Source organism: Bradyrhizobium sp. Cp5.3 (genome assembly GCF_000426265.1).
Classification (GTDB): domain Bacteria; phylum Pseudomonadota; class Alphaproteobacteria; order Rhizobiales; family Xanthobacteraceae; genus Bradyrhizobium; species Bradyrhizobium neotropicale.
In genome coordinates this window covers 1-13,419 of the sequence record NZ_KE384515.1, presented here as the reverse complement: position 1 = coordinate 13,419, position 13,419 = coordinate 1, and the positions used below count along the sequence as shown (strand labels likewise).

10 protein-coding genes are annotated in these 13,419 nt (G+C 64.2%); 7 read left to right on the top strand and 3 right to left on the bottom strand.

Going from position 1 to position 13,419, the window contains the following annotated elements:
- Positions 1-84: 84 nt before the first annotated feature.
- The 3 genes from K289_RS0140965 to K289_RS0140955 all read right to left on the bottom strand — a co-directional run bounded on the left by K289_RS0140965 (position 85) and on the right by K289_RS0140955 (position 4,125).
- A complete protein-coding gene (locus tag K289_RS0140965; RefSeq protein ID WP_027556563.1) occupies positions 85-600 on the bottom strand; it encodes a hypothetical protein in 516 nt (171 codons plus the stop codon).
- Between the two features lie 442 nt (positions 601-1,042).
- On the bottom strand, positions 1,043-1,768 hold the full coding sequence (locus tag K289_RS0140960; RefSeq protein WP_245284159.1) for a hypothetical protein: 726 nt from the start codon (positions 1,766-1,768) through the stop codon (positions 1,043-1,045).
- Positions 1,769-1,803: 35 nt separating this feature from the next.
- Entirely contained in the window at positions 1,804-4,125 is a 2,322-nt protein-coding gene (locus tag K289_RS0140955; RefSeq protein WP_027556561.1) for a molybdopterin guanine dinucleotide-containing S/N-oxide reductase, read from the bottom strand.
- A gap of 192 nt (positions 4,126-4,317) precedes the next feature.
- Between K289_RS0140955 and K289_RS0140950 the strand changes: the two genes are divergently transcribed.
- The 7 genes from K289_RS0140950 to K289_RS0140920 all read left to right on the top strand — a co-directional run bounded on the left by K289_RS0140950 (position 4,318) and on the right by K289_RS0140920 (position 13,107).
- Positions 4,318-5,586, top strand: coding sequence for a threonine/serine exporter ThrE family protein (locus K289_RS0140950; RefSeq protein WP_084788967.1), 1,269 nt, complete (start codon positions 4,318-4,320; stop codon positions 5,584-5,586).
- 141 nt (positions 5,587-5,727) lie between these two features.
- On the top strand, positions 5,728-6,084 hold the full coding sequence (locus tag K289_RS0140945) for a hypothetical protein (protein WP_035688195.1): 357 nt from the start codon (positions 5,728-5,730) through the stop codon (positions 6,082-6,084).
- Positions 6,085-6,447: 363 nt separating this feature from the next.
- Positions 6,448-7,503 carry an HlyD family secretion protein gene (locus K289_RS0140940; RefSeq protein WP_245284158.1) on the top strand — a complete coding sequence of 352 codons (1,056 nt, stop codon included), beginning with the start codon at positions 6,448-6,450 and terminating at the stop codon, positions 7,501-7,503.
- On the top strand, positions 7,500-9,830 hold the full coding sequence (locus tag K289_RS0140935) for an ABC transporter permease (protein ID WP_027556557.1): 2,331 nt from the start codon (positions 7,500-7,502) through the stop codon (positions 9,828-9,830). The genes K289_RS0140940 and K289_RS0140935 overlap by 4 nt, the downstream gene beginning before the upstream one ends.
- A complete protein-coding gene (locus K289_RS0140930; protein ID WP_027556556.1) occupies positions 9,817-10,791 on the top strand; it encodes an HlyD family secretion protein in 975 nt (324 codons plus the stop codon). Before K289_RS0140935 ends, K289_RS0140930 begins: the two co-directional genes overlap by 14 nt.
- Before the next feature lie 104 nt (positions 10,792-10,895).
- The gene (locus tag K289_RS0140925; RefSeq protein ID WP_027556555.1) at positions 10,896-12,683 is read left to right on the top strand and encodes a peptide ABC transporter substrate-binding protein; all 1,788 of its coding nucleotides are present in this window, start codon (positions 10,896-10,898) and stop codon (positions 12,681-12,683) included.
- Positions 12,604-13,107 carry a hypothetical protein gene (locus K289_RS0140920; protein WP_084788966.1) on the top strand — a complete coding sequence of 168 codons (504 nt, stop codon included), beginning with the start codon at positions 12,604-12,606 and terminating at the stop codon, positions 13,105-13,107. Before K289_RS0140925 ends, K289_RS0140920 begins: the two co-directional genes overlap by 80 nt.
- Positions 13,108-13,419 lie beyond the last annotated feature (312 nt).

The following is a 13,419-nucleotide window of genomic DNA, read 5'->3' as shown; positions in this document are numbered from 1 at the left end:
TCTGACCGCGAGCCGACCTCAATGAGGTAGCCTTGCGTTCACGCCACGATGCACTTGCGTAACTCCTTATCGTGAGCGCAGCTTTCACGACTTCTTGTCGGCGGCGTCATTGTTGCGAGCCATGGTGCCCGCGACAACTTGAAGCGAAGACCCCAAGAACCAACAGCCGACGACAACGGCGATCACTCCGCTGGGGACGTATTGATCAAGGACAATGATGCTGACGGACAGAGCTGCGGCAATCGCCGCGCCGAACGTTCCGGCTGCACTGATGATCTCGGGCGCATCGGAGCCATCCCATTCTTCGGAGATGCTCAAACTCGATTTCCGAGCCTTGTTGCCGGCCAGATCGATCCCGACATAGTAGCTCAGGGCTCCGTAGAGCATCGTCAGCAACACGATCCAGCCGCTCTCTGACAATCCGCTTTCGTAACGGAGCAGGATGGCACCCACGTAGAGGCCGCAAGAGCCCCCAACAGCTGCGAGGCCGAGCCTCTCAAGCAGATGGGCGGATTTGATCAGACCGGAACGGGGGATCCGAAGATTGCCGCTGTGCTTTGTTACCGATAATGCGCTGAAGACCGCATTGCTTATCTTCATGGGATACTCCTACTAAGTAAGTAGCTGCCTACCGGCCGAGCCCGAAAGAGGCTGCGGGACCGGCGCCATTCGCGATGCGCTACATTCCAACTTTCGAAATATCCGTGCGGCGGGTGAGCAAAAGGCGTCGCCGGCATTGGCGTGCGCGCGAGCAGGCTGCTCCGGGCACGACGATCAGACGGGAGAATGTTTGTTCTAAAGGAGTCGATTCAAATATGAGCCGGTTCACACGCTTGCTACTTTTTCCCGATACTGCCTCGGACGCAAATACACGCATCTCTCGTTGAGCTTTTGCACGCGCCTACACCGCAAGCTGTCGTAGCTCGATAACCGCCGGCTCTCCGCCAGCATCGACGAAGGGCATCACCTCATGCGGCATCTCTTGGCCGATTTTGGCGTAAGCAAGCGCGCGTCGGCACGCGGTTGCCGACGGTCGCGCCACTCAGGACACACGCGGGATATCGATGATGATGCGATTGTGATTGTCGGAGTCGACGAGGACGGGCAATTCGCAACCCGTTGTGGTACGCATTTCCCTGCGCTCAGGGCTACTGAAGGACATGCGCGTCACCGCCTGCCAGGGCGGTCCACCGCTCGGGTCGCTCACTCGCAAAGTTATGTCCCATGTCCCGCCCGGCGCGCTGCTCGGGCCTGCCTCCTGCGCAGACAACACTTTTGCCGTGGTCGGAACGAGTCCGAGCGCGCCGGCACCGCCGGCGAGCGCGATCTCCGTCTGCTGCGGCGTGAGGCCGTTGACCAGCGTCGGCGACGAGGCGGAATGCTCCACCTCACGCCAGGCGCGGGGAAATACGTGGTCGTCGGACGCTTGCTGCTCGCCGCGCAAACTCGCGGCGAGTCCTTCGGCGGCCTTGCGCCCGGTCGGCACCTCATCCCATTCGATCCTGAACCGGTTGGGATCGGCGAGGTCCACGGTGACGGGGAGCAGCAATCCGGGGCGGGGCCATTTCGGCTTGGGCACGTCGTAGCCGCTGTACTGCACGGCAATTGCTGCGAGTCGCTCTGCGGTGATCACGCCGTCGATCTCGCATTTGGGATGGAGAACCATCTCGCCGGCCGCGTCAGGAAACGGCGAACAGGCCACGACCTGCAACTGTCCGCGCACCCGGTTGGTGATCCGCACCGGCTTATTTTCACCGAACCAACTCATCAACGTTCCTTCCGACAAGCGGCGCATCGTATCCGCTACACCGGATCGAAGGCGCGGATCGGCGGCAGATTGCCGGTGAAGCGCTCGACCTCGACCGTGGTGAGCTGACCGGTGCAGCCTTGCGCGAGGGATGAGGTGCCGATGTCACGGGTGAGAACGTTCGGATTACCGTGAACGCAGAGAGGCGCCTCGTCCTCGGGATCCATCGGATCGTACCAGGCGCCGGTCGGCAACTGCACGATGCCGGGCGCTATGCCGTCGGTGACATGCACCGCGGCAAGGCAGGCGCCGCGTTCGTTGAAAAGGCGGATAATGTCGCCATCCTTGATGCCGCGCGCGCCCGCATCGCACGGATTCATGCGAGCGACCTCGCGGCCGCGATGTTTTGCTTGAAGCGAATGTCCGCCGAAGTCGAGCTGGCTGTGCAGACGCGTCACCGGCTGATTGGCAACGAGGAAGCACGGCGCACCCGGCTTCGGCACATCGGTCTTCTCGAGCCAGACCGGGTGGCCCGGGCAGTCCGCATCGCCATGGCCAGCGATCTTCGCGGAGAATATCTCGATGCGTCCGCTCGGCGTCGGCAGGGCATGATTGACGGGATCGTCGCGGAAGCGGCGCAGCCTGCCGCCGTCATCGGGCTGTTGCGGCACGACGAGGCTGCCGCGCTGCCAGAACTCCTCGAAGCTCGGTGCCTCAAGGCCGCGCGCCTCCAGCGAGGCTCGGGTCGGCTCGTAGAGATGTGCCAGCCATTGCCGCGATGTGCGGCCTTCGGTGAAGGGCTCGCGAGCACCGAGACATTCGGCGAGATCGGCAAAGATCTCATAGTCGTCGCGCGCCAGCCCAAACGGCTCGGCGATTTGGTGCATGGCGACCATGAGAGGATCGTTGGTGGAATAGCCGATGTCCTCGCGCTCGAGCGTCATTGTCGAAGGCAGCACGATGTCGGCGTGCCGCGCCGTGGCGGTCCACGCGAGTTCGTGCACGACCAGCGTATCGAGCTGGGCGAAGGCCTTGCGCAGACGGTTAATATCCTGGTGATGATGGAAGGGATTGCCGCCCGCCCAGTAGACGAGACGGATGTCCGGATAAGTACGCGTCTCTCCATTGTAGCGATAGGTGGCGCCGGGATTGAGCAGCATGTCGGCGATACGCGCCACCGGAATGAAATCGGCGACGCCATTGCGGCCCTGCCCGAGCGTCGGCCCCGGCACGTCGTTGACACGGCGACCGTAATAGCCGATCGCGCCGAGCGAATAGGCGTAGCCGCCACCTGGAAGGCCGATCTGGCCGAGCGCCGCCGCCAGCACCATGCCCATCCAAACCGGCTGCTCGCCATGCTCGGCGCGCTGGAGCGAATGCGAGACGGTGATGAGCGCCCTTTTGCCGGCAAGGCGACACGCGAGCTTTCGAATCGTCTGTGCATCGACGCCGCAGATCGATGCGGCCCATTCGGCGCTCCTGGCTTGCCCATCGCTCTCGCCGGTCAGATAGCGCAGGAAGACCGGCCATCCCTCGGCGTAGCGATCGAGGAAAGCCTGATCGTGCAGGCCTTCGGCGACCAGCGTGTGGACGATGCCGAGCATCAGGGCCGTGTCGGTGCCAGGCACGCAGGTCATCCATTCGGCGCCGGCCTCCGCGGGAAGATCCTCGCGCAGCGGGCTGACCAGAATGAACTCGCAGCCGCGCCGGCGCGCAGCCGCCATGGCGCCGCGCTCGACATGCTTGCTGATCGAGCCTCCCGCCACCATGGAGTTCTTCAGCGCCATACCGCCGAATGCCAGCACGATCTCGCTCTCGGTCGCGATCTGCTCCCACGTGACGTTTCGCTTGGTGATGTCTTCGTAGCCCGCCAAAATCTGGGGCAGCAGCACCGAGGACGCGCCCGAGGAATAGGTGTTGACCGAGCGCACATAGCCGCCCATCGCGATGTTGAGGAAACGGTGAACCTGGCTCTGAGCGTGATGGAAGCGGCCCGCGCTCGACCAGCCATAGGAGCCGCCGAACACGGCACCGGGCCCGCGCGTATCGCGGATGCGCGACAGCTCGCCGCCCAAAAGGTCGAGTGCCTTCTCCCAGCTGACGGAGACGAATTCATCGCGGCCGCGGCGATCGTCCGGGCCGGGCCCGCGCTCGAGCCAGCCACGGCGGATCGCCGGCTGCGCGATGCGCGCTTGGTTGCGGAGCGCACCGGGAAAATTGTCGATGATGCCGTTCGGATCAGGATCCCCCGCATAATGCCTGACCTCGAGCCCGGCCTCGCTGTTCCGCGCCGAGAACACGCCCCAGTGCGAGGTGTGCGGCTTGAAGCCGTCGGACAGGTCGAGGCCCGGATCGGGGAAGCCAATTGTCTCGTTCATCGCGTGTTCCTTTGTCGCTGGAGCGGCGTGCGGGCCCGCCTCGTCGCAATCATCGGGACACAGTATAATGAGGCGCTTTCCCGTGGGGCAACCGATCATCGATGTCTGGAACTCAGGGATGACGGCATCGCGTAGATCGCGATACTTCGAAGCCGGCTATTCAGCCGAACGACGCCGAGGACCGATCTCAAAATGGAAACATCGAATCAGGATTCGTCGCGCCGCGAGGCTGCACTGAAGACCACCGCGCTGGCGGCGACACTGCTGTTTGCTCACGGGCAGACCACGGAACGGACGGTGACCGCCGCCGAGCGCCTCGGGCGCGCGTTCGGCTTGACCGTCAGAGTGCTACCTTACTGGGGCGAGATCACCGTCGAGATCGAGGGCACGCCGATCTCGCAGATCGTTGCTGCCAAGCCGCTTGGCGTCGACATGGGCAGGGTGTTGGCCGTCACGACAGTCATCGATCAGGTCTGTGACGGTACGCTGCCGCCCGATGCAGCCCATTCTGCGCTGATCGCGGCAAGTCGCCTGCCTCCGGCTTCCACGGCGCGCTTCACGTTGTTCGTGGCAATCGGCGCGGCCTCGCTGGGCGTCCTGTTCGGCGCTCTCGAGGCGACGAGCCTGCTGCTGATCGCGGCCAGCGCCGCGATTGGAGCGCTCGTGCGGCGCTGGCTGTCCGGCTTCAGCGCCAACCCGCTGATCCAGCCACTTTGCGCCGCGCTGATCGCAGGTATCGTTGCTGCAGCCGCAAGCCGCTTCGGCCTGTCGACTGCGATATCGCTGATTGCCTTCTGTCCCTGCATGGTGCTGGTGCCCGGCCCGCATATCCTCAACGGCGCCATCGATCTCGCCCGTACCCGCATGGCACTGGGCGTCGCGCGTCTCGCCTATGCCGCCGTCATCGTGGTCTTGATCTGCGCCGGGCTGCTGTTTGGGTTCGCAGCCGTCGGCGCAAAGCTCGCGACCGCCGGATCGGCCCCGCCGGTGCCATTGGCCGTCGACGTGATTGCGGCGGGATGCGCCGTCGCCTCCTTTGGCACCTTCTTCTCGATGCCGTGGCGTCTCCTGCCGTTCCCAATCGCGGTCGGCATGCTCGCGCACGCCGTACGCTGGGCGCTGGTCGTCGTCGCAGGCGAGAGTGCCGGGACCGGGGCGCTCGTCGCCTGCATGCTGGTCGGCACCATCGTCACGCCGGTCGCCGATCGCCTGCATCTGCCTTTTGCGGCCCTCGCCTTTTCCGCCGTTGTCTCGATGATGCCCGGCTTCTTCCTGTTCAACGCCGCGGCCGGCCTCGTCGAGCTGGTGGAAATCGGGCCGAGCGCGCCGGCGACCCTGCTGACGGCCATCGCGGCGAGCGGCGTCACCGCCTTTTTGATCATCATGGCCATGACCGTGGGACTTATCCTCCCGCGCATGCTGTTTGAACGCTTCTCGTCCGCCTACCAGAAATCGCTGTGACCGCGTATCCGGACCGTATGTTCGTCGCCGTGCTTGCGCTTGCCCCGGAAATCTCGACAATCCTAACATCAGATACCTCGGCTAATCAGCCTGTCAGGGCTGTGGCGGGGAATACGGAACCCCAACCCCGGAGAACTCGTGATGAAAAAGCGCGTTTGTTGGGCGGCGGCAGCTTGTCTCGTCGCCTTGAGCTCGAGCGCTGAGGCTCATTCGATCTACGACGGCGCCTGGGACCTCGTCTTTGTGACGCAGAGAGGTGCATGCGATCCGAGCTACAGCTTCTCCGTCAACATTTCCAACGGGATCGTGACACATCCGAACCTGGTCAGGTTCAGAGGCTACGTCGCAAGATCCGGCGCAGTCCGCGCCTCGGTCACCGTTCAGGACAAATACGCGTCCGGCGCCGGCCGACTGTCCGGCAACACCGGCCAGGGACGCTGGAGCGGCTATTCCGGCACCGCGCGTTGCTCCGGATACTGGACCGCCCGACGAAACTGATCGTCAGACCACGTCGAATGAGCTGGCAGCAGCGCACCGCACGTGGATCGAGACAGCCAAGACCGCAATTCCAGCCCAATTGCAGCAAGAGCTTCCAAGCTGCACAGGCGGTGCTGGGGTTTGGATCGCTGGACAGCGATCTCTCGGTCGCACTTCAGGCGGCGCCCAGCCAGACGATGGAGAATGGAGATGCCGGAGGTTGGCCGCGAGAAGCCATCCTAGGCGTTTACGGCACCGCGTGTTAGTTTTCTTTCTCGATGAGTGGCGCTGTCCGGCGCCAGCCATCGAGGCGGACGCGGCTTTACAAACACGACATGGAAAGCGGCTATCCCGGTGATGAGCCAAGGGGATCAGGATATGGACATGCCGACCTCCGACAAGAACATTCAAGCGACGCCCGATGCTTCCAGCGAAGGACCCAAGAAGAGCCCGCGCAATGCGACGCGCGCACCTGCCATCATTGTCACTATCGTGGCAGCCGCCGTCGCCGCGCTCTCCATCTTCTATCTACTGCGACCGGAGCCGCTGCTCGTCCAGGGCGAGGTCGACACGACGCGGCTGGATATCGCCGCGCGTGTCGACGGCAGGGTCAAGGAAATCCCCGTCCAGCGTGGCCAGAACATTGCTGCGGGCGCCATCCTGGTGCGGATCGACAATCCCGAGACACTGGCGAAGCACGACCAGATGCGAGCGGCAAAGGTCGTTGCGGACGCCCAGCTCGCCAACGTTCTGGTCGGAACACGCGTGGAGACCATCGCCGCGCGCAAGGCGGAAATGGAGCGCGCGCAGGCGGCGGTGGTGCTGGCGCAAAAGACCTTCGACCGCACCCGGACCCTGACCGAGCAGGGCAACGCGCCACAGGCCCGCCTGGACCAGGTGACCGATGCCCTGCACGAAAGCGAGCGCGCGGTCGATCAGGCCAAATCGGCCTACGAGCAGGCAGTCAACGGCTACACGAAGGAAGAACGCGCGATCGCAAAGGCAAACGTCGAAAAGGCCGATGCCGATACCCAGAGCGTCCAATCCATTATCGACCAGCTCGTCGTCTATGCGCCGGTCGCCTCGCAGGTCTACCAACGCAACATCGAGCCGGGCGAATATGTGTCCCCCGGCGTGCCGCTGGTGACCCTGATAGACCTTGGCGACGTCTGGGTTCACTTCGATCTCCGCGAGGATCTCGTCAAGACCCTGAAGGTCGGCGACCGCTTCGACGTTCGCATCCCCGCGCTCGACGATCGCCGCGTCACGGTCGAGGTCAAGCTCATTGCTACCAAGGGCGAGTATGCGAGCTGGCGCGCCACGCGCGCCTCCGGCGATTTCGATCTGCGGACGTTCTCGATCCGCGCCTATCCCGTGACGCCGGTGCCCGAGCTGCGGCCGGGCATGAGCGCCTATCTCGATTGGCGGTCGCGGCAATGAGGCCGGCGCCAAAGCCTGGATTCTGGCTGGTCGCGCGGCGCGAGTGCCGCTGGCTACTCGGTGATCGCGTGGCGCTGCTGCTGATCTTCGGCGTGCCGCTGTTCGCATTCGTGGTCCTCACGACGGTCTTCAGCCATCCGGTCATTCGCGGACTCGGCGTGACGGTCGTCGACGAAGACAAGTCGGAGGCCTCTCGCGCCCTTGTGGAATATGTCGCGGCATCTCCGAGCCTGAAGATCGTCGACCGGTCCGGCACGCTGTCCACGGCCGTTGAGGACATACGCTCCGGGAAGTCGATTTCGGCCGTTTATATCCCGCCGGATTTCGAGCGCGACCTGAAGGCCGCGCGGCGCCCGCAGGTCGTCGGATTCTATAACCAGCAGTTCCTGACCCCCTCCGGCATCGCGTCCTCGGGCCTGAGCGATTCGCTTTCCGCCGCGGCGGCCGTGGCCGCTCCCGCCAGTCGCGCTGCGCCTGCGCCGGCGTCCTTGGGAGCGCTCAAGGCGGAGACCATGGCACTGGTCAATCCGCAGAAGAACTATGCGCAGTTCCTGCTGCGCGCGCTGCTGCCAACCATCATCCATGTGGTGATCACGCTTGCCGCCGGCTATTCCGTCGGCTCCGAATTCCGCCGTCGCGACGCGCGGGCCTGGCTCGAGAGCGCCGGCGGCGATCCGCTCGTCGCGCTGGCCGGCAAGCTCGCGCCGCTGTTCTGCATCTTCTTCCTGGTCATGCTGGCCGAGCCGCTGTTCCTGGAGGGCGTGCTGGATATCCCCTTCAGGGGCGACCTGCCGTTGATGATCGCTGCGGCTTCGCTGCTGATCATTGCCTATCTGTCGCTCGGAGCTCTGCTCCAGCTTCTGGTCGGTGATCTCGCCACCGGGCTCGGACTTGCAGGCCTTATTGCCTCGCCCGCGTTCGGCTATGCCGGCGTCGGCTTTCCCACCATCGGCATGAATGCCTTTGCGCACACCTGGAGCGCGATCCTGCCGCTGCGCTGGTATATGGCCGTCCTGCTGGGACAGGCGGCGCGGGGATTGCCGGTCGCCGATTCCGCTATTCCCTTCGCGGCGCTTGCGGGTCTGGCGCTGCTCTTTGCCGGTCTTGCGCTGCTGCGCATGGCGAGCCTTACGCGCCGGGGCTGGTTTGCAACGGCGCGGCCTGCCGAGCCCTCCGAGGTCAGCCACACACCGCGCGGCATCGGCGGCGCCTTCACGGCGGAATGGCGGCGGGTACTGGGAACGCGGAGTGCCTTCAGCATCCTGTTTCTCGCGCCCCTGGTCTACGGCATCTATTATCCGCAACCCTATCTGAACCAGATCCTGCGCAAGCTTCCCATAGCAGTCGTCGACAATGATCTCAGCGATCTCAGCCGGCAGATCGTCGAGACGCTGGATGCGAGCGGTGCTTTGAGTGTCGTGGTTCGCGCCCGAACGCTTGCCGAAGCGCGCATCGCAATCGATCGCGGGCAGGCCTTTGCCGCCATCGAGATTCCGCCCAACACCGAGCGCGATGTACTCAAGGGCATCACTGCCCACATCCCTGTCTACGCTGATGCAACCTATCTGTTCGTCTTCAGATCGAGCGCCAGCGGGATCGCCACCGCGATCGGAACCTTGACGTCCGAGCTCGTTTCGCGCGGCGCGCGCTCGGATGGAAGCCTCGTCAAGGCCAAGCTTGCGAGTTCGAGCCCGGCCGATGTTCTGCTGCAGCCGATCTTCAACCCGGTGGGCGGTTATGCGAGCTACGTCGTTCCGGCGGCATTCATCCTGATCCTGCAGCAGACCCTGCTGATCGGTGCGGCGATGTTGACCGGCACCGCGCTGGCGGCGGGAGGCGGAGCGTTTGCCGGCGTGCTCGGCCGCGGCGTTGCTCATTTGACCATCTATCTTCCTGCCCTCGCCCTTTATGTCATCGTGCTGCCGCGCATCTACGGTTTTTCGACGCTCGGCCATCTTCCGCAGATCCTCGCACTGGCGACTGTCTTTCTGCTGGCGACGAGCTTCATGGGACAGGCTGTCGGGGCCTGGTTCACGCGGCCCGAGAACGCGACCATCCTGCTACTGGCGACGAGCCTGCCGCAGTTCTTCCTGGCCGGCTTTGCGTGGCCGCGCGAAGCGATCCCCGACGTGGCCCTCGCGTTCGGCCGGCTGTTCCCGGCCGACTCTGCGATTGATGGCCTCGTGCGCATCAACCAGATGGGGGCCAGCATCTGGGAGGTCGCGCATGACTGGCGGATCCTGTGGAGTCTGGCGCTCGGCTATTTTGCGCTCGCGGTGATCTCGGCATTTGCCGTCAAGAGAGGACAGGGACATGCGCAACGTTAGACCTGCCGCCTTCCTCGCAATTCCGCTTGCGCTGGTCGCTGCGGGAGCGCTGCTCTATGTCATCCGCCACTCGGCACCGTCCACGGCCATCGTCGGCGTGGTGCGCGCAACTGAGGTCAGGGTCGAGCCGGAGGTCAACGGCCAGCTCGTCTCGATCGCGGTCGAGAAGGGTGCCTCTGTGAAGGAGGGCGACGTCGTGGCGCGGCTCTCGGCAGTGGAATTGACGGCGCAGGCGGACCAGGCGCGTGCCGCGCTCGCGTCTGCCGTCGCAAGCCGCAACAACGTCTATGCCGGCGTCCGCCGCGAACAGGTCGATTCCCTGAAGGCCGCCATCGCCAAGGCGAACGCCCGCCTCGACTATGTGCAGGCCCAGCTCACACGCACCAGCACGCTTGCCCGGCAGAGCTTCGAATCGCAGCAGACGCTCGACCAGGCCGAAAACGACGTGGCGGCCGCACGTGCCGACGTCGCGGAGGCCCAGGCCAATTACGATGCGGCGGTGGCGGGTCCGACCCGGGAGGAGCGGGCCGTTGCCGATGCGCAGGTGCAGGCCGCGGCCGCGGCCGTCACCGTGCTCGAGCGCCGGCTCGACAAGATGGTGCTGCGCGCCCCGGCTGACGGCACGGTCAGCGTCATTGCCGCGGAGGTGGGCGAGAACATCCGCGCCGGCCAACCGATCCTGATGGTCGAGGCCGCGGGCCGGCAATGGCTCTCATTCAACGTGCGCGAGGATCACCTCGGTCGCGTCGCGATGAGCGACACGGTGAGCGTGGTGCGGAACGGGACGGATGGCGTCACGAAGGCGGTGGTCACCGAGCTGCGGCCGCTCGGCGTGTTCGCCACCTGGCAGGCCGAACGGGTCATCGGCGATCACGATCGCAACACGCTGCGCCTGCGCCTGGATCCCGAGAAGTCGCCTGCAAATCTCGAGCCGGGGATGACTGTGTGGATCGAGCGCTGACGTCGAAGACTGCCTTTGACTCCACTGGGGCCGACGTCGCAAGTTAGAGTGCATGTAAATTGTAGCCGGTGACAACTTTTCTTTGAGAAGGTGGAGGTCATCCGATGAACGAAGACGACATCCGCGGTTTGATCGCGGAGGTGAAGGAAGGCGCGCTATCGCGACGCTCGTTCATCCAGAGGGTGGCTGCGATCGGAATTGCCGCGCCGGTCGCGAGCCAGATCCTGATCTGGAACGACGTGGCGATGGCGGATGCCACGCTGCAATACAAGCCGACCAAAGCTGGCAGCGGCGGCCCGCTCAAGATCCTGCTCTGGCAGGCTCCCACCCTGCTCAATCCACATTTCGCGCTCGGCACCAAGGATCAGATCGCCTCGCGCATCTTCTTCGAGCCGCTCGCCGGCTGGGACAAGGAAGGTAACCTCATCCCCTGCCTCGCCGCTGAAGTCCCGACCAGGAAGAACGGCGGCCTCTCGGCGGACGGCATGAGCGTTATCTGGAAGCTGAAGCAGGGCGTGAAGTGGCATGATGGCAAGCCCTTCACCGCCGACGACGTCGTCTTTACCTGGACATACGCCGCAGATCTCGCCACCGCGGCGTACACCACGGGATCCTACAAGGATATCAACGTCGAGAAGATCGACGACCACACCGTCAAGGTGAACTTCAAGAATCCGACGCCGTTCTGGGCCGACCCCTTCGTCGGCTCGGTGGGCCAGATCCTGCCAAAGCACCATTTCGGCGACTATGTCGGCGCGAAGTCGCGCGACGCGCCGGGCAATCTGAAGCCGGTCGGCACCGGGCCGTACAGGTTCGTCGAGTTCAAACCGGGCGACTTGATCAGAGCCGAGCGCAACCCCGACTATCACGTCAGGAACCAGCCGCATTTCGACACGCTCGAGGTCAAGGGTGGCGGCGACGCGGTCTCCGCGGCGCGCACCGTGCTGCAGACCGGCGAATACGACTATGCCTGGAACCTGCTGGTTGAGGAGGAAGTTCTCAAGCGCATGGAGGCCAGCGGAAAAGGCAAGGTCGATGTCACGCCGTCCGGGAACGTCGAGTTCATCATCCTCAACACGACGGACCCCTGGACCGAGGTCGACGGCGAGCGTTCGAGCATCAAGACCAGGCACCCGACGCTGTCCGATCCCGCCGTTCGCCAGGCGATCAACCTCCTGATCGATCGCGAGGCGATCCAAAAATTCATCTACGGCCGCGGCGGCATCGCGACGGCGAGCTTCGTCAACCAGCCCGCGCAGTTCAAGTCGGGCAAGCTCAAATACGCGTTCGACGTCGACAAGGCCAACAAGATCCTCGACGAGGCCGGCTGGAAGACGGGCGCGGACGGCATCCGCGAGAAGGACGGCAAGAAGCTCAAATACGTCTTCCAGACCTCGACCAATGCTCCACGTCAGAAGACGCAGGCCATCATCAAGCAGGCCTGTCAGCGCGCCGGGATCGAGATCGAGCTCAAGTCAGTCACTGCGTCGGTGTTCTTCTCGTCGGACGTCGGCAACCCCGACACTTACTCGAAATTCTATGCCGACATGGAGATGTACAACACGACGCAGCCGCAGCCCGATCCCGAGCGGTTTTTGAACCAGTGCGTCTCCTGGGAGATAGCGACCAAGGACAACAAGTGGCTGGGCCGGAACGTCTCGCGCTGGTCCGATCCCGAGGCCGACAAGGCCTACAAGGCCGCGCAGAGGGAGCTCGATCCGGTCAGGCGCGCCGCACTGCTGATCAAGGTCGACGAGACCTTCTGCGAGGCCCACGTGTTCCTGCCGCTCCTCTCGCGCAACATCGTCGGCGCTGGCGCCAACAACCTCATGGCCGACATCTCCGGGTGGGACGTCACCACCTGGAATCTGGCAAGCTGGTATCGCAGCTGACGCCGGAAGCTTCAACAAGGTCGCCAAATGCTATTATTACCCAGGCTGGTGGGACTGCACGGGTCAGTTGGCCTTCTATGTGGGTGCGAAGGCATGGTCCGCGCTGCCGCCGCATTACCAACGCGTGTTCGAAGTGGCGGCCGCGGAGGCCTCGTGGGACATGCTCTCGCATTACGACGCGAGCAACATGGCTCCGCTGCGCCGGCTGATCGCGAACGGCACCGAGCTCAGACCGTTCTCGCGCGAGATCATGGAAGGCGGATATCGCGCGGCATTCTCGCTCTACGCCGAAGAAGCCGAGAAAAATCCCGACTTCCGCAAAATCTACGGCGAATGGCTGAAATTTCCCGAGGACATCGTGACCTGGTTCAGGGTCGCAGAGGCGAGCTTCGAGTCCAGTCTCTACGCCCTGTACAAGACATGATCGGAAGACAGTAAGCGCGCTGCCTTCACGAATGCCCAAACCTCGGGATAGATCGTATCGGCAAATCCAGAGATGAACGCCAACGCAATCCCGTGTCGTCTGGCGAGCAGCTCTCCGATTCAGCCGCGATCGAATCGTAAAAAGACGAGGGCCCGAAGAGCCCTCGCTATCGTTGAGATCGTCGGGTTTGACCGCCGATTGGTCGTGCAGTGGAAGCGACTATTCAAACTCCAAAATCAACGCGTCCACCGCGAGCGTCGCGCCGGCGCTGGCGTGGACCTTCTTCACGGTGCCGTCGCGCTCGGCGCGCAG